The following is a 16,951-nucleotide window of genomic DNA, read 5'->3' on the forward strand; positions in this document are numbered from 1 at the left end:
CAGGCGTCGCGGGCCCGGCCAGGACCCATCGGACAGGCCCTAGAACGCGTCGCGGCCCGTGACTCCGCCCGTGCCCGGTATCTCCTCGCGGCCCGTGGCTCGGCCCGTGTCCGGTACCTCCTCGGGGGCCGAGGACCCGGACGGCGAAGGGGCGGGGGCGGTCAGGGGGACATAGGCGCGCAGGGCGAAGCCGCGGCCGCGGGGGGTGGGGCCGGTCTCCAGGCGGCCGTCGGCCAGGGCCAGGCGCTCCCGCAGGCCGCTCAGGCCGTTGCCGTCGTGCTGGGCGCGGGGCGGGCCGGCGCCGTCGTCGAGCACCGCCAGGCACCAGGAGCGCCGCTCGTCGGCCTCCCACTCCTCGGTGAGCAGCACCTCGCAGCGGCGGGCACCGCTGTGCCGTACGACGTTGGTGACGGCCTCGCGCAGCGCCCAGGCCAGCGCGCTCTCCTCGTCGGCCGCGAGCCCGCGGTGCTCGCCCTCCAACGCGGGGTCGACGGTGAGCGCGACGCCGGCGGTGCGCAGCGCGGCCCGTGCGCCCGCCAGCTCGACGGCGAGCCGGGGGCGGCGGTAGCCGGTGACCGCCTCGCGGACATCGACCAGCGCCTGCCTGCTGACCCGTTCGATGTCGGCGACCTGCTGGGCCGCTGCGGCCGGCTTGTCCGGCAGCATCCGCCCCGCCAGCTCGCTCTTGAGCGTGATCAGGGAGAGCGAGTGGCCGAGGAGGTCGTGCAGATCGCGGGCGAGGCGCAGCCGCTCGTCGTTGGCGGCCAGCCGGGCGACCTCCTCGCGGGCCTCGCGCAGCTGCGAAGTCGTACGGATCAGATGCTGGACGCCGACCATGGCGAAACCGCTCAGGAGGCAGGGCAGCGCGTAGGCGAAGAGGTAGATCCGGGTGTGCTCGTAGCGCATACCGATCGCCACGAGGGCGGCCGTGAGCGCCGGTATGGCCCAGCGCGACATCCGGAACGGCAGCGTCACGGCGCAGGCCACGCAGACGAAGGTGAACAGCACCAGCCAGTTCGGGCCCAGGGTCCACGACAGCAGCCCGGCGAGCACCGCGAGGAAGCCCACCAGCGCCCGCACCACGATCCCGCGCAACGGGGCGTGGACCATGTGCCGGAAGACCAGGGTGAAGTAGACGGCGATGAAGACCGACAGGCCCGTCCACCCCAGCGCCTCGCCCCGCGCCGACATCTCGCCGTCGATCAGCTGGCCGACGGGCCCGGACAGATACAGGAACCAGATGACGATCCACAGCGACTTGGTCATCGCCTGCCGGAGGTCGCGCGGCGGGGACCCGATCATGACGGGGTTTCGCTCGGTCCCCGGCTCAGTCATCGCCCATCCGGTCTGCCCATCCCACCGTCGATCCATCCGTGATCACGCCGCGCGGGCGTCCCTGCGGTACAGCCAGGCCGCGCCGCCGGCGAAGAGAACAAGGTAGCCGAGGAGGATGGCGATGTCCTTGCCGTGGGGGGCGCCGCCGACCTCCACCGCCGTGCCGAGCGCGGCGTAGGCGTGGGTGGGCAGCCACTCGGCGATGTTCTGCACCCACTGCGGCAGGATCGTCAGCGGCATCCACAGGCCGCCGAGGAAGGCCAGCGCGAAGTAGACCAGCATCGATATCGGGCGGACCGCGTCGCCGGTGGCGAGGTAGCCGATGGCGACACCGAGCGCGGCGAAGACGAAGCTGCCGAGCCAGGTGCACAGCACGATCGCCGCCCACTGCCAGACTTCGAGCCGGACGCCCTTGACCGCCGCACCGGCGATCATGACCAGCACGATGGAGGGCAGGCTGACCGTCGCCGCCGCGGCTATCTTCGCGGCGACATAGCCGCGGCCGGGCAGCGCCGTCAGCCGCAGCTGCCGCACCCAGCCCTTCTCCCGCTCCTTGGCGATGCGCTCGCTGTTGCCCAGCAGCACGGCGGTCATGGCGCCGAAGGCCGCCATGGAGACCATGAAGTACAGCCCCATGTCCAGCTTCATGCCGGGGATCGGCTTGCTGTCCGCACCGCCGGCGATGATCAGATACAGCGCGGGAGGATAGATCACCGAGAAGAACATGAACTTCTTGTTCCGCAGGGCGCGGATGATCTCCAGCTTGATCAGGGTGGTCATCGGGCCGCCTCCTCGGCGGTGGTGGGGGTCTGGTCGGACGCCGTGGTGAGGGCGAGGAAGGCCTGCTCCAGGCCGAGGCCGGAGACCTCCAGATGCCGCGGGTAGAGGCCGAGGGCGTACAGGGCGTGGACGGTGGCGTCGGCGTCCTGGGACTGGAGGCGGACCGTCCGCCGGCCGGAGCCCGCGGCGGAGCCGCTGTCGGACACCGTCAGGGAGGTCAGGAACGGCAGGCCGGCGAGGGCATCGGCGTCGACCGGCTCGTCGAGGTCGAAGGCGACCCGGCGGGCACCGGCCCTGGCCTTGATCTCGGCGGCGCTGCCGTCGGCCAGCACCCGGCCGCGGTGCAGCACGATCACCCGGTCGGCGATCTCGTCGGCCTCTTCGAGGTAGTGCGTCGCGAAGAGGACCGTACGGCCCTGTCGGGCCTGCCGGCGCATCGCGCCCCAGAACGTCTGCCGGGCCGAGACGTCCATGCCGGTGGTCGGCTCGTCCAGCACGATCAGGTCGTTGGCACCGGCGGTGGCGAGGGCGAAGCGCACCCGCTGCTCCTGGCCGCCGGAGAGCTTGTCGACCATGCGGTCGGCGATGTCGGTGATACCGGCGGTGGCCATGATCTCGTCGAGGGGGTAGCCGCGCGGATGCAGATCGCGGGCCAGCCGGACCAGCTCCTGGACCTTGACGCCCTCCATCAGGCCGCCGCTCTGCAGCATCGCGCCGACCCGGCCCTGCTCTATGGCGCGCTGCGGGCTCGTGCCGAACAGGGTCACGCTGCCGGAGTCGGCGGTGCGCAGCCCGAGCAGGAGGTCGAGGGTCGAGGACTTGCCGGCGCCGTTCGGGCCGAGGAGGGCGACGGTCTCGCCCGGATACAGCTCCAGATTCAGGTCGGCCACCGCGCGCACCGCGCCATAACTCCGGCTGACCTGACGGAAGCTGACCACGGGCGCCCGGCCCGCCTCCTCGGCGGTGGTGGCTGTGGTGGTCGCTGCGGTCGTCATGCTCTTCAGCTTCCGGGATCCGCCCGGCGCGCGGCAGTGCCGATCGTCCGCACTCACCCATGACATCTGTCATGGGTGAGGCCCCCTAGGGGTCTCCTCGGGGTGCTGCCGAGAAAACCCCCAGGGGGCCTGTTCACCTGCGGTTTCGCATCTTGGGGCGGTCGGCCGCCACACGGCCGTCGGCCGGTGCGCGGCCTCCCGTCGGCCGGTACGCCGCCGGCCGTCAGCCCGCGTCCGCTCCGATGGTCTGGATCCGCTCGGCCGGGGTGGTGCCCTGCAGCGCCTTGCCGACCGCGCTGGCCACCTCCTCGACGGAGACCGGCTTCTTGGACCCGTCGCCCTTGGTCAGCAGCACGCCGTTGAAGGTGTCGCCGTAGAGCTCCTTGAGGGCCTGCCGGTCGTAGTACGGCACCAGCTCGCCATTGCTGCCGATCTTGAAGGACAGGAACTTCGGGATCGACTTCTGCGGGCTGAAGGAGACCGCGTGCACCGCGTCCGTACGGACCGTCACCAGGCCCCGCATCGCGGGCTCGGCGTACTGCTTCATCGCCTTGTCCACCGCGGCCTTGCTGACCTGCGGCTGCTGGGTGCTGGCCGCGAGCACGACCGGTGTGTCGGTGCCGGTCTCGATGCGGCTGCGATAGGCGTCGGCGATCTTCTGCTTGGACGCCTTGACGTCGACCGCCTTGTGGGGCGCGCCGTAGTGCGGCACCGCCTTGCCGTTCTCGAAGGTGATCCCGCCGTCCTGGGCGGCGCCCCCGGGCCCGGCGGCGTTGGCCAGCGCGACCTGCAGCTTCTCGTCGTCGACGATCATCGCCGGCTTGGCCGTGCGGGTGCCGCCGAACAGCGACCCGATGACGGAGACCGGGTTGTAGTCCCGGCCGGCCGCGTTGCGGACCGTGGCCTGCGTGTCGACGTCCAGGCCCGCCTTGGCCGGCTGGAGGGTGACGGCCTTGCCGTCGACGGTGAGCTTCAGCGGTGCGGTGCGGCTGTTCTTGAGCGCCTCGTCCAGCTTCTTGACGGCCTCTTCCTTGGTGGTGCCGCCGATGTCGACGCCGAGCGCGGTGGTGCCGTTGGGCACGTCGGCGTGGTCGAGCAGCAGACCGGCGCCGTAGGCCACACCGGCCAGGACGACGATCGCGACACCCGCGAGGACGAGCTTGTTGCGGCCCTTCTTGGGCGGGTTGATGGGCTCGGGGATCTTGGGCCGCGGCTTCGGCGCCGCGCTGTCGCCCTCACCGGCCGGGGTGGCCGCGAACGGCGAACGGGACGACGGCCCGTCGGCCCCGGGGGTCGCCGGGATGCCGCTGACCAGGGTGTCGCCCGACACCCGGCCGGCCGGGGCGCCGCCCTGCGGGCCGCCCGCGGGGGCGCTCTTCGCCCCGCGCTTGCCCTTCGGGCCACCGGGCGCCGCGGCGCCCTGTCCGCCGGGCAGTCCGCCCGAGATGCCGCCGCCGGGGCCGTGACCGCTGCCGGGGCCGGCGAGCGGCGCGGGCGGCTGCGGGGTCAGCTCCGCGGTGTCGCCGATTCCGGGCGCGGTGCCGCCACCGGCCAGCGGATCGCTGAACCCGGGCGGGAGGTTGAGCGCGGAGTTGCCGCGGGCCGGTCCGGTCGTCGGGCCGCTGGGGCCCGCCGGCGCGTCGAACGGGCTGTGGTCGCGCGCGAGTCCGGAGGGGGCGTCGAACGCCGGCCCGTCATCGGGGCCCGCGCCGTCGAACGGCGAGCCGCCCCGCGGACCGCCGTGCGCGGCGCCGTCGAACGGTGAGGAGGCGCCGCGCGGACCGCCGTCGAAGGGCGACGGACCGCTCGGCCCGGGACCGCCCTCGAACGGTGCCGCGCCGCCCTGCGAGGCCGGGGCGTCGGAGAAGTACGGCAGGTCGGGGCGCTGCGGAGGCGTGGCGCCCGGGGTGCCGTGCGGCGGGGTGGCACCACCCGGGGCGGCCGGTGCCGCATGGGACCCGGTGGTCGAGGACGAACCGGACGGCCCCTGCGCCTTGCGCGGTGCGAACCAGTCGCTGGTCTTCTCGGCCGGACCGCCCGTGGTGGTCTCGCCCGCCGGGGCGTCGGGCCGGGGCGTGTTCGCCGTGCGCTCCGCGCCGCGCTCGGCTCCGCGCACGGGGCGGGTCGCGCCGCGGGGCGCGGCGGAACCGCCGGTGGCGGCCGGTCCGTTCTTGCCGGACTCCTCGCCGACCGGCTTGCGCACGACGACCGGCGGGATGGGGCGCGAACCCGGAATATTGATCTTGATCCGCGTCGTCAGCGTGGTCTCGGTCTTGGGCTCCTCCGGGCGCGCCGCGGCACCGGGCGCCAGCGCCTCGTCGGCGTCTCCCCTGGGCGAGCCGTACGGCGGCGTCCCTGACGGGTACGCGGCTGCGCCACGGCCCTGAGGGCCGGAGGACGAACTGTCAGATTCACGACTCAAAGCAGGTTCTCCCGGTTGGCTCCGCCGCTCGTCAGAGATGTTCCCCGGCCCGAGGCCGAGGGGTGCCCCCAGGGCGGCGCGACGGCGCGCACCACCATACTGTCCGCCGCGGGCGGACACCCGGGGAGCGTACGAAGACCGCCGCCACGGGCGATACCCCCGCGTGCGGGCCGTTCACCCGCACCGGCATGGCATTCGTCCCGGTATGTGCCACGTCATCCGCCAACTCCGCCGTGCCGCAGGCCCGTAGCGCGCACCTGGGCGGCGGTGGCGCAGATCACAGCGGCGAGGATGCCGCCGAGCAGGAAGATGTACGAACCGGCCCCCGGGCTGAACAGGAAGTCACCTTCCGGCCGCACCTCGCCGAGCAGCAGGAACACGGTCACCAACCAGGCCGCACCGGGCGCCAGCACACCGGCCGGGGTTCCGGTCGCCCTGGCTCCCCCGTAGAACAGGCCGCCCACACCGGCCAGAGCCAGGACCAGGCCGCCGGGGAACCAGGCCGCCTGCACCAGCGTTCCGGCGATCGCGACCAGCACGCCCGCGACCAGAAGCAGCACATACAGGCCGATCCGACCGGGCGTCAGCGGTGCGGGCGCGGCGGAACCGGCGGTCGGCGCCATGGGGCCGCCGGACCGCGCCCGGGGCCCGGGGCCGGACGTGCCGCCCGAACCCGCCCGGGACCGCCGCCCCTTCCCGGCGGACCCGCCGACATCCCTCTTGCCGGCGGACGCGCCGCCGTCGCCACCCTTGGCCGTGCTCATTCCGTCATCTCCTCGATCCGGGCACTCTCCTGCATACCCAGCATTTCGCCGATACCCGCGAAGAGATCGTCCTCCCTCGCGCCGGCCGGGGCGCCCGGAGAGCCGTGCACCAGCCGATAGTGCTCCGTGGCGAACAGCGGCTGCCCCAGGTCGTTGGAGAGTGCGAAGAACGGCCCGTCGACCGCGATCTGGGTGTAGTGCGCCCGCATCGCCGCGGTCTTCGCGGCCACCTGCGCCGGGTCGCCGGCGATCGAGGCGGTGACCTCGCCGTCCGGCACCACACCGGGCACATCGTCGACGGCGGCGATCCCCGGGAAGCCCCGACCGGCCGCCCGCAGCCGCTCGAATCCCTCCTCGACCACGGAACGGGGGTTGCAGTTCCAGTAGATCTTCCCGATCTCGTGCGCGGTGCCCAGCTCCGGCCGGAAGTCCGCCCGCGCGGCGAGCTCCGCACCGCGCATGGCGACGCGGTGCGCCTGGATGTGATCGGGGTGCCCGTATCCGCCGTTCGGGTCATAGGTGACCAGAACCTGCGGGCGGACCTCGCGGATGACGGCCACCAGGTCGGCGGCGGCCTCGTCGAGCGGGGCCTGCCAGAAGGAGTCCGGCCGCTCGTTCTGGGGGGCGCCCATCATCCCGGAGTCGCGGTAGCGGCCCGGCCCGCCGAGGAAGCGGTGGTCGCCGACGCCCAGGGCCGCCATCGCGGCGGCCAGCTCGTCCTCGCGGTACGGACCGAGGGCGTCGTCGCGGTCCGGCGCGAGCGCGGCCAGCTCGGCCGGGATGACCTCGCCCTCCTCGCCGCGCGTGCAGGTCACGAGGGTGACCAGCGCGCCCTCGGCCGCGTACTTGGCCATGGTCACGCCGTTGTTGATCGACTCGTCGTCCGGGTGGGCGTGCACGAGCAGCAGACGGCGGGCGGGAACGTCATCGCGGGGCGCGGTGTCCCCGCTGGAGGCGGTGAGAGGCGACGGGGCGGTCATGCCGACAGCCTACGAGCCGACCGGCCCGCCCTCACCATGCGATCCCGCTCGCCCGCCCGGCGGCCGGGCGGAGTGCGGGCGCGGCGGAGGCGGGCCGGTCCGGGAACGGCTCAGAACTTGATGCCGCCGATCATGCTGGCGACATTCGTCGTCAGCGACTTGACCGTCGGCGCGACGGACGAGCTGGCCAGGTAGAAGCCCAGCAGCATGCAGACAAAGGCATGCGCTGCCTTCAGTCCGGACTTCTTGACAAGCAAGAAGACGATGATCGCCAGCAGCACCACCGCCGAAATCGAGAGTGCCACGGCGGCTCACCTCCAAGTACTCACGGTCCGGTCAGAGTTGATGGTGCACGGACCGCTTCCACGGACCCGCGCACCGGGGTATGCCAAGGGCTCTTTACCCCGTACCCACTACGCGCAAGGGATCATAACTTTCCGCGCTAGCGCATAAGTCGGAGCACGGGAGCAGAGTGGGGGCGCACACGATCTTCACGAGCACGACCTCGGTGAGCCCCGGCGTCTCGCCGCCGGTCCGGCCCCGATCGGCCCCCCAGGCCATAGGCTCGGCCCATGACAGGACAGCCCTCGTTCCCGCGGCAGTATGCCCGTACGCAGCGCTTCACCCTGGGCGCACCGCGCGGCTACAGCGTCTCCCCCGACGGCACGCGCGTCGCCTTCCTCCGTTCCGCTTCGGGTACCGACCGAAGCCAGCAGTTGTGGGTGCTCGACCTGGAAGAGGGGCGGGAGTTCACGGCCGCCGACCCGCAGGTCCTGCTGGCCGGCGCGGAGGAGAAGCTCCCGCCCCAGGAGCGGGCCCGCCGCGAGCGCAGCCGGGAGAGTTCGGCCGGCATCGTCGGCTATGCGGCGGACTCCGCCGTGGAGTTGGCGGCGTTCTCGCTGTCCGGCCGGCTGTTCGTCTCCGAGCTGCGCGCCGGGACCACCCGCGAACTCCCGGTCCAGGGGCCGGTGGTGGACCCCCGCCCCTCCCCGGACGGACGGCATGTCGCCTTCGTGGCCGAGGGCCGGCTGCGGGTGGTCGCGGTGGACGGCGCCGCGACGTCGGACGACGACGGGGCGGCCGGCGGCGCGCGGGCGGACCGGGTGCTGGCCGAGCCCGACGGCCCCGAGGTGACCTGGGGCCTCGCGGAGTTCATCGCGGCCGAGGAGATGGGCCGCTACCGGGGCTTTTGGTGGTCGCCGCAGAGCGACGCGGTGCTGGCCGCACGGGTCGACGAGGCGCCGGTGCGGCGGTGGTGGATCTCCGATCCGGCCCATCCCGACCGTGAGCCCGCGCAGGTCGCCTACCCGGCGGCGGGCACCCCGAACGCCGAGGTCGCCCTCGCGCTCTTCGGCCTGGACGGCTCGCGCACCGACGTCACCTGGGACACCGCGCGCTACCCCTATCTGGCGCGCGTGCACTGGTCCGCGGCCGGTCCGCCGGTACTGCTGGTCCAGGCCCGCGACCAGCGCGACCAGCGCTATCTGACCGTCGACACCGCGACCGGCGCGACCCGCACGGTGCACGAGGACGAGGACGAGGACTGGGTCGAGCCGTTCCCCGGCGTGCCGGCCTGGACGCCGGACGGCCGACTGGTGCGGATCGCGGACGAGGGCGGTGCGCGCAAGCTGTTCGTCGGCGACCGGCCGCTGACCGGGGCGCCGCTGCATGTGCGGGCCGTACTGGACATCGGCGAGGACGACGTCCTGTTCTCCGCGAGCGGCACCGACATGCACGACATCGGCGTCTACCGCGCCTGGTTCCGCGGCAGCGGCGACCAGGGCGGCTGGGAGCGGGTGGGCGAGCGCCCGTATCCGACGGTGTCCTCGGCGGTGCGCGGCGGCACGCTGACCGTGCTGTCGCAGACCTCGCTGGAGCGCCCGGGCACCCAGGTGGACGTGGTCCGGCTGGATCCCGACGGCGGGGAGAAGACCCTCGCCACGATCGGTTCGTACGCCGAGGAGCCGGCGCTGACCGCCCGGCCCCGCCTGGTCCTGGCCGGGGAGCGGGAGATTCCGTGCGCGGTGCTGCTGCCGGGCGGGTATGCGGAGGGCGACGGTCCGCTGCCGGTCCTGCTGGACCCGTACGGCGGTCCGCACGGTCAGCGGGTGGTCGCCTCGCACAACGCCCATCTGACCTCCCAGTGGTTCGCCGACCAGGGGTTCGCGGTGATCGTCGCGGACGGCCGGGGCACCCCGGGCCGCTCCCCCGCCTGGGAGAAGTCGGTCTCCCGGCGCATCGCCCAGTGCGCGCTGGACGACCAGGTCCACGCCCTGCAGGCGCTGGCCGGATCCTTCCCCCTCGACCTGGACCGGGTGGCGATCCGCGGCTGGTCCTTCGGCGGCTACCTCGCCGGGCTCGCCGCGCTGCGCCGGCCCGATGTCTTCCACGCGGCGGTGGTCGGCGCTCCGGTGACCGATCTCCGCCTGTACGACACCCACTACCAGGAGCGCTATCTCGGCCACCCGGACGAGGAACCGGCGGTCTACGCGGAGAATTCGCTGATCACGGACGAGGGACTGTCGGGAGCGGTGGAACCGCACCGCCCGATGCTGATCGTGCACGGCCTCGCGGACGACAACGTGGTCGTGGCGCATTCGCTGCGGCTGTCCTCGGCACTGCTGGCGGCGGGCCGCCCGCACGAAGTTCTGCCGCTGTCCGGGGTGACCCATATGACACCCCAGGAACAGGTGGCCGAAAACCTACTGCTGCTCCAGGTCGAATTCCTCAAGCGGTCGTTGGGGATGCGCATCTGATACCGGGGATATAGGGGAGGGCGATAACCCTGGACGCATACCGGGGGCATAGGTGAGGGCGATACCCCTGGACGGATACCGGGGATATAGGTGAGGGCGATGGCCTTGATCGAATACCGGGGATTCCCCCTCACGGACATCGAGTCGCTCATGTGTCGTATACGGCGCAGGCCCGTCCGACGCTCACCAGCCGGGCGGGAGTGTGGACGGCGGGGGCGGGGCGTGCGGAGGCCGCGCCGCATCGGGTGCGGAGCCGTAGGCCCGTACGGCGTCAGGGTCCTCGGAGGCGTCGGGGACGCCGGGGCGGGCCGCCGCGATCAGCGCGGTCAGCCCGGCGGCCGTCACGAACGCCGCGGTGGCCAGCTCCAGCCGGGCCACACCGGGCAGCGCGGCGAGGCGGCCGAACTGCCCGGTGCGTCCGGCGAAGGCGAGCGCCGTGGCCCCGTGCACGGCCAGCAGGGCGGCGGCGGTGAGCGCCGCGGGCCGGGCCCAGGCCGCCTGGCGCAGCGCGGCGGCCGCGGCCCCCAGGGCCAGCAGCGCGAGCGCCAGCGCATGCCAGTGCACCGGGGGCGCCAGCAGGGCCCCGAAGACCGACGCGTCGCCGAGCAGCCCCTTGCGGTAGACGTCCCCGCCGACCCGCATCCACCAGTGGATCTCCCATCCGGCGACGGCGGCCCCGGCGGTCCCCAGGAGGACGGCGGCGACCGCGGCCGCCCCCTTGTACGGCCGTCCCGGCGGCCCCGCATCGGCTCCGTGGGGCGCCGCGTGGACGACCCCGTAGGCCGACGAGGCCACCGCCGCCGGCCCGCGCGCCGGGCGCCCCGTATGACGGCCGGCCCGGCCGCCCCGCCGGCGGTCCGCCGCGACCACCACGAGCAGGGCCGCGGCCAGCGCGAGTTGGACCAGGACGCTCGCCCGCGCCTGTGCCGTCAGCCCGCCGTCCGGCCCCGGCGGCCGGCCCGCGCCCAGCGTCCAGGTCAGGGGGGTGCGCAGCAGGGCGGTGGCGAGGGCGAGGGAGAGCAGCGCACCGGCCGCCACGGACGCGGGGACGGCGCTGCGCCGCACCGCGACCGCGGCGGCCAGGGCGCCGAGCACCAGCAGCGGGTCGAGCGGCGAGGTGGCCCAGGCGGTGGCCTCGCGTGGCCGGCGGGCGTCGCCGAGCCAGGTCCACCACACGTCCGCGAAGTGCCGCGCGACGGCGAGGTCCCGGACGATCCAGCCCGCGCTGAGCAGTGCGAGCAGCAGGCAGACCAGCGCGCCGGCGCGGCGCGCGCCTCGGGTGAGATCGCGATCCCGCACTGTGGACACGGCCCGCCCCCCGTCCGTGTCGAAGTACCAGGGTGGCCCACGGCGCCCCGGTACACGAGGCGTCCACCGCAGGTCTACTCGACTCCCGGCGCCGGGACAACAGCCCCGAACGGAGTAGTGGGCGAAGTGGTGCAAAACGGCGACCGGCCGGGGCGCCCAGCGGCGTCCCCGACCGGTCTACGGCACCCGCACGGCCGTACGTTGTTCATCATGGCGCGTCCGTATATCGGTGTTGCGACAGTGAAGTTGCCTTCATGTTAAAGCGGTTGGTGGGCATATGTCCCCCATGCCGCATATCCCGCCCACCTGTCAAGCACGCCCTGGCGTCGATCTGCGCAATCTTCGCTCAAGAAGTAGACGACCTGTTCGTAAGCGCACCCGATCCCCTTGACTCCGCCGTAATTCACTTGCGAAAGTCCGCTCATCCAGCGGTGCAACTCGGCGCCGCTTCACGTTCCAAGAGAACTCGGCGCGGGGGCACTTCGCGATGACTAGTCCATCCCAGACCGCGGTTACCAAGTCCGATACCCCGGGACTTGGACCCAAGGGTCTGAAGAAGGAAAAGAAGAGCAAGGGCGGTGAGCTCGTCGGCCGATCCCCCGGCCAATTGATGTGGATGCGCTTCAAGCGCGACCGCACGGGCATGATCTGCGCGATCGTCGTACTGGCTTTCTTCGTGATCGCGGCGCTGGCCCCGGTGATCGGCTCGCTGTACGGGAAGGATCCGTACACGTTCTACGGCAGCGAAGATCCCAACCTGCTGGACGAGTTCGGTTACCCGGCCGGGGCGAACGGGGGCATCTCACCCGAGCACTGGTTCGGCATCGAGCCGCAGCTGGGCCGGGATGTGTTCATGCAGCTGATCTACGGCATCCGGATGTCGCTGGGCATCTCCGTCGCGGTGACCGTCCTGACCGTGCTCACCGGCATCCTCATCGGTGTGACGGCCGGGTACGTCGGCGGCAAGGCCGACTTCTTCATCAGCCGGGTGATCGACTTCCTGCTGGCCTTCCCGAGCCAGCTGACCTTCGTGGCCTTCATGCCGGTCGTGGTGGCGCTCTTCGTGGACCCGGGTGACGAGACCCCCACGTACGTACGCGTCTGCGCGCTGATCATCGTCCAGTGGTTCCTGGGCTGGATGGGTCTGGCACGACTGCTGCGAGGGCAGGTGCTCTCCCTGCGCGAGCGGGAATTCGTGGAGGCCGCCAAGATCACCGGGGCCTCGCCCTGGCGGATCATCCGCAAGGAGCTGCTGCCGAACGTGGTCACGCCGGTACTGGTGCAGAGCACCTACATGCTGCCGCTCTTCGTCACCGCGGAGGCGGGCCTGTCCTTCCTGGGCGTCGGCATCGTCGAGCCGACCCCCGACTGGGGACGGCTGTTCCAGTCGGGCGCCCGCTTCTACGAGAACGACCCGACGTTCCTGCTCTTCCCCGCCGCGGCCATGCTGATCTTCGTGCTCTGCTTCAACCTGCTCGGAGACTCGGTCCGCGACGCCTTCGACCCCAAGTCCGGGCGCTGATCGTCCACTTGCGGGGGGCTCGCTGTCACCCCCACCTCCCGGGCCTGCCCCGGTTGCTTCGGACAGCACAACTGGACCCCAACTGACAGGCAGGTGCTTGGAACTCATGAACGCACTTTCTACGCGCAGAGCACGCGCGGTGATCGTGGCCCTGGCGGCCGGTTCACTCGCGCTGACCGGTTGCAGCGGCGGCAGCGGCTCCAACAAGGACAAGGCGCAGACGGACGCGGACGCCGCGGCGCAGGCCAAGGCGGTCCCGCTGGGCACCGCCGCCGACTCCGTCGGCCCGGCCGTCGCGGTCAAGGGCGCCCACTCCGGCGGCACCATCCGCGTGTACCAGCGTGACAGCTACAACCACCTCGACCCGGGCCAGATGTACGTCAGCGACATGAAGGCCCTGTCGCAGCTGATCTTCCGCGGCCTGACCGCCTTCAAGCAGGACGACAAGGGCAACGCCAAGGTGGTCGGTGACCTGGCCACCGACGCCGGCCAGATGTCCGACGGCGGCAAGACCTGGAAGTACACGCTCAAGGACGGCATCAAGTTCGAGGACGGCAAGCCGATCACCTCGAAGGACATCCGGCACTCGATAGAGCGGCTGTACGCCAAGTTCATCACCGACGGCCCGACCTACATCCAGACCTGGCTGTCGGGCAGCGGCACGACCTACCGCAAGGCGCTGCCGGACGGTCCGTACAAGGGCGACCACCTGCCCAAGAGCGTCCTGGACACCCCGGACGAGAAGACCGTCATCTTCCACTTCAAGAAGCCGCAGTCGCAGCTGCCCTACGCGCTGACGATGCCCGGCTACAGCGTGGTGCCGGACAGCGCCAAGGACACCAAGGACGCCTACGACGTCAAGCCGGTGTGCGCCGGTCCGTACAAGATCGCGTCGTTCAAGTCCGGCAAGTCCATGCAGCTCGTGCGCAACAAGAACTGGGACCCGAAGACGGACCCGATGCGCACCGGTTACCCGGACGGCTACAACATCACCTTCAACCACCAGGCGTCGGACTCCACCAAGCGCCTGATGGCCGACCAGGGCGAGGCCAAGAACGCGGTCAGCTTCACCAACGCGGTGGAGCCCACCCTGACCAAGAACGTGCTGGACAACGCGAGCGCGAGCAAGCGCCTGGTGCAGGGCTACCAGCCCTACGTCTGGCAGATGAACTTCAACATGGACCGCCTCAAGGACAAGAAGATCCGCGACGCGATCACCTACGCGCTGCCGAGCCAGCAGATCGTCCGGCTCAACGGCGGCAGCTACGGCGGTGAGATCGCCGGCGGTCTGCTCGCCCCGACCGTGGCCGGCTACAAGAAGGGCTACGACCCCTACGGCAAGCTGAAGAACCCCAACGGCGAGCCGGAGAAGGCCAAGAAGCTCCTGAAGGAGGCGGGCAAGACGGGTATGAAGCTCGTGTACGCCTACTCCAACACCGAGTCGCGCCAGAAGGAAGCCGTCGCCATCGAGGACGCCCTGACCAAGGCCGGCTTCAACGTGCAGAAGAAGGAGATCGACGCGGCCTCCTGGTACGAGCAGATGGGCAAGGTCGACAACGGCTTCGACATCTACATGACCGGCTGGGGCCAGGACTGGGCGGACGCCTCCACCGTCATCCCGCCGTCGTACGACGGCCGCCAGATCCAGGACGGCGCCGCGAACTACTCGCACGTCCGTGACCAGCACGTGTCCGACGAGATCGACCGCATCGAGAAGATGACGGACCTCAACAAGGCCACCGAGGCGTGGACGAAGCTGCACCAGTACATCGTGGAGAAGGTCAACCCGGCCGCCCCGGTCTTCTACACCAAGATGCTCCAGCTGTACGGCTCGAACGTCGGTGGCGCCCGCTACAACATGGACGTCAGCTACCTCGACCCGAACACGCTGTACCTGAAGAAGTAGCGGTAGCCGCTCAGGCGACCACCTGACGAAGGCACTCCGGACGGCGCGCACACGGCGGAACGCGCGCCCTCCGGGGCCTTTGTCCTCCCACCCCTCACGCCCACCGCCGCCGCCGTCCTGAGAGCAGCGAACTGCCATGCTTCAATTCCTACTTCGCCGGACGTTCGGCGCTGTTGTCATCCTTCTTCTGCTCAGTGCCTTCACGTTCTTCGTGTTCTTCGGTGCCGGTGACCCGGCCGCGATGTCCTGCGGAAAGAACTGCACCGCGGACAACATCGCGCTGATCCACCAGAACCTCGGCCTCGACAAGCCGCTGCCGACGCAGTACTGGGACTGGCTCGTCGGCATCTTCGCCGGCCGCGACTACTCCATCGGCCACTGCGACGCCCCGTGCTTCGGCTACTCCTTCGCCACCAAGCAGGACGTCTGGGCGACGCTGATCGACCGGCTGCCCACCACCGCCTCGCTGGCCGTCGGCGGCGCCGCGGTGTTCCTGACCGTGGGCCTGGGCACCGGCCTGCTCGCCGCCTACAAGCGCGGCTCGTTCCTGGACAAGGTCCTCACCTCGGTCTCGATGGTGCTGAGTTCCGCGCAGATCTACATCCTCGGCCCGATCGCCCTGGGTCTGTTCGTCTACAGCGGCCTCATGGACTCCCCCAAGTACGTGGAGCTGACCTCGGACCCCGCGGGGTGGTTCATGGGTCTGCTGCTGCCCTGGCTCGTCATGGCGACGATCTTCACCGCGCAGTACACCCGTATGTCCCGCTCGACGATGATCGAGCAGCTGCAGGAGGAGCACGTCCGGACCGCCAAGGCCAAGGGCCTGTCCCGCTCGTACGTCTTCCTGCGCTACGCCTGGCGCGGCTCGCTGATCCCCATCGTCACGATCCTCGGCATGGACCTCAGCTCGCTGTTCGGCGGCGCGATGATCACCGAGTTCACCTTCCAGCTGGCGGGCGTCGGACGGCTCGCGATCGACTCCGTCCTCACCCTGGATCTGCCCATGGTCATGGGCGTGCTGGTCTTCAGCGCCGCCCTGATCCTGGTGTTCAACATCATCGTGGATGCGACGTACGCCTTCATCGACCCGCGCGTGCGCCTGTCCTAGGAGAGCCTGAAGTGACCACACTCACCAAGACCGAGGACGCCACCACGCCGTCCGGGTCCGACCCCTTCCTGTCCGTTCGTGACCTGCAGGTGCGGTTCTCCACCGAGGACGGCATCGTCAAGGCGGTCGACGGTCTCTCCTTCGATCTGGAACGCGGCCAGACGCTCGGCATCGTCGGCGAGTCGGGCTCCGGCAAGTCGGTGACCAACCTCTCGATCCTGGGGCTGCACAACCCCAAGACCACCGAGATCTCCGGCGACATCACGCTGGACGGCCAGGAGTTGACCGGGGCCAAGGAGAAGACCCTGGAGAAGCTCCGCGGCAACAAGATGGCGATGATCTTCCAGGACGCGCTGACCGCCCTGTCGCCGTACTACACCGTCGGCCGGCAGATCGCCGAACCGTTCATCAAGCACACCGGCGCCAGCAAGCGCGAGGGCCGGCAGCGCGCCATCGAGATGCTGGCCAAGGTCGGCATCCCGCAGCCGACCCTGCGGGTGGACGACTATCCGCACCAGTTCTCGGGCGGTATGCGCCAGCGCGCCATGATCGCCATGGCGCTGGTCTGCAACCCCCAGCTGCTGATCGCCGACGAGCCGACCACCGCGCTCGACGTCACCGTCCAGGCGCAGATCCTCGACCTGCTCAAGGACCTCCAGCAGGAGTTCGGCTCCGCGATCATCCTGATCACCCACGACCTCGGCGTGGTCGCCAACACGGCGGACGACCTGCTGGTGATGTACGCGGGCCGGGCCGTCGAGCGGGGCTCGGTCAAGGAGATCCTCACCCAGCCCCGGCACCCGTACACCTGGGGCCTGCTGAGCTCCATGCCGCGGCTCTCCTCGGACGTCAGCGAGGCGCTGCACCCGATCCCGGGCAGCCCGCCGAGCCTGCTCAACCCGCCGTCGGGCTGCGCGTTCAACCCGCGCTGCGGCTTCGCCGGCGAGGTCGGCGGCACCAAGTGCACCGACGAGCGGCCGCTGCTGGAGCTGGGGCGGGCCGCGGCCTGCCACCTGAGCGCCGAGCAGAAGCAGACCCTCTTCACCGAGCAGATCAAGCCCCGGCTGGGCTAGGG

The 16,951-nt window shown here is 71.4% G+C and carries 13 protein-coding genes; 5 read left to right on the forward strand and 8 right to left on the reverse strand.

Going from position 1 to position 16,951, the window contains the following annotated elements; genetic code table 11:
* Nucleotides 1-39: 39 nt before the first annotated feature.
* The 7 genes from ACZ4NB_RS10355 to ACZ4NB_RS10385 all read right to left on the reverse strand — a co-directional run bounded on the left by ACZ4NB_RS10355 (nt 40) and on the right by ACZ4NB_RS10385 (nt 7,581).
* Nucleotides 40-1,335 carry a sensor histidine kinase gene (locus ACZ4NB_RS10355; RefSeq protein ID WP_467659993.1) on the reverse strand — a complete coding sequence of 432 codons (1,296 nt, stop codon included), beginning with the start codon at nt 1,333-1,335 and terminating at the stop codon, nt 40-42.
* Between the two features lie 42 nt (nt 1,336-1,377).
* Nucleotides 1,378-2,115 carry an ABC transporter permease gene (locus ACZ4NB_RS10360; protein ID WP_467659994.1) on the reverse strand — a complete coding sequence of 246 codons (738 nt, stop codon included), beginning with the start codon at nt 2,113-2,115 and terminating at the stop codon, nt 1,378-1,380.
* On the reverse strand, nt 2,112-3,110 hold the full coding sequence (locus ACZ4NB_RS10365; protein WP_467659996.1) for an ABC transporter ATP-binding protein: 999 nt from the start codon (nt 3,108-3,110) through the stop codon (nt 2,112-2,114). Before ACZ4NB_RS10365 ends, ACZ4NB_RS10360 begins: the two co-directional genes overlap by 4 nt.
* A 223-nt stretch (nt 3,111-3,333) precedes the next feature.
* On the reverse strand, nt 3,334-5,532 hold the full coding sequence (locus ACZ4NB_RS10370) for a hypothetical protein (RefSeq protein WP_467659997.1): 2,199 nt from the start codon (nt 5,530-5,532) through the stop codon (nt 3,334-3,336).
* Between the two features lie 215 nt (nt 5,533-5,747).
* The gene (locus tag ACZ4NB_RS10375; RefSeq protein WP_467659999.1) at nt 5,748-6,296 is read right to left on the reverse strand and encodes a DUF6113 family protein; all 549 of its coding nucleotides are present in this window, start codon (nt 6,294-6,296) and stop codon (nt 5,748-5,750) included.
* Nucleotides 6,293-7,276 carry an N-acetyl-1-D-myo-inositol-2-amino-2-deoxy-alpha-D-glucopyranoside deacetylase gene (mshB, locus tag ACZ4NB_RS10380; protein ID WP_467660001.1) on the reverse strand — a complete coding sequence of 328 codons (984 nt, stop codon included), beginning with the start codon at nt 7,274-7,276 and terminating at the stop codon, nt 6,293-6,295. The genes ACZ4NB_RS10375 and mshB overlap by 4 nt, the downstream gene beginning before the upstream one ends.
* A gap of 110 nt (nt 7,277-7,386) precedes the next feature.
* Complete coding sequence (locus ACZ4NB_RS10385; RefSeq protein WP_384432225.1) at nt 7,387-7,581, reverse strand: hypothetical protein; 195 nt, start codon at nt 7,579-7,581, stop codon at nt 7,387-7,389.
* Nucleotides 7,582-7,848: 267 nt separating this feature from the next.
* On the opposite strand from ACZ4NB_RS10385, the gene ACZ4NB_RS10390 reads away from it, so the two are divergent.
* On the forward strand, nt 7,849-10,032 hold the full coding sequence (locus ACZ4NB_RS10390) for a S9 family peptidase (RefSeq protein WP_467660003.1): 2,184 nt from the start codon (nt 7,849-7,851) through the stop codon (nt 10,030-10,032).
* A 183-nt stretch (nt 10,033-10,215) separates the two neighbouring features.
* Here ACZ4NB_RS10390 and ACZ4NB_RS10395 read toward each other — a convergent pair whose 3' ends face one another.
* Nucleotides 10,216-11,340: a hypothetical protein gene (locus ACZ4NB_RS10395; protein WP_467660005.1), complete on the reverse strand. Its 1,125-nt coding sequence runs from the start codon at nt 11,338-11,340 to the stop codon at nt 10,216-10,218.
* A gap of 487 nt (nt 11,341-11,827) precedes the next feature.
* Here ACZ4NB_RS10395 and ACZ4NB_RS10400 point away from each other — a divergent pair, with 487 nt between their 5' ends.
* The 4 genes from ACZ4NB_RS10400 (at nt 11,828) to ACZ4NB_RS10415 (ending at nt 16,949) form a co-directional block, all read left to right on the forward strand.
* Nucleotides 11,828-12,862, forward strand: coding sequence for an ABC transporter permease (locus ACZ4NB_RS10400; RefSeq protein WP_467660007.1), 1,035 nt, complete (start codon nt 11,828-11,830; stop codon nt 12,860-12,862).
* Between the two features lie 106 nt (nt 12,863-12,968).
* Nucleotides 12,969-14,768, forward strand: coding sequence for an ABC transporter substrate-binding protein (locus ACZ4NB_RS10405; protein WP_467660009.1), 1,800 nt, complete (start codon nt 12,969-12,971; stop codon nt 14,766-14,768).
* A 136-nt stretch (nt 14,769-14,904) separates the two neighbouring features.
* Nucleotides 14,905-15,876 (forward strand): ABC transporter permease, encoded by a 972-nt coding sequence (locus ACZ4NB_RS10410; protein WP_393489221.1) that lies wholly within the window; start codon nt 14,905-14,907, stop codon nt 15,874-15,876.
* Nucleotides 15,877-15,887: 11 nt separating this feature from the next.
* On the forward strand, nt 15,888-16,949 hold the full coding sequence (locus tag ACZ4NB_RS10415; RefSeq protein WP_467660012.1) for an ABC transporter ATP-binding protein: 1,062 nt from the start codon (nt 15,888-15,890) through the stop codon (nt 16,947-16,949).
* Nucleotides 16,950-16,951 lie beyond the last annotated feature (2 nt).

It is taken from the genome of Streptomyces sp. NPDC026575 (assembly GCF_055567415.1).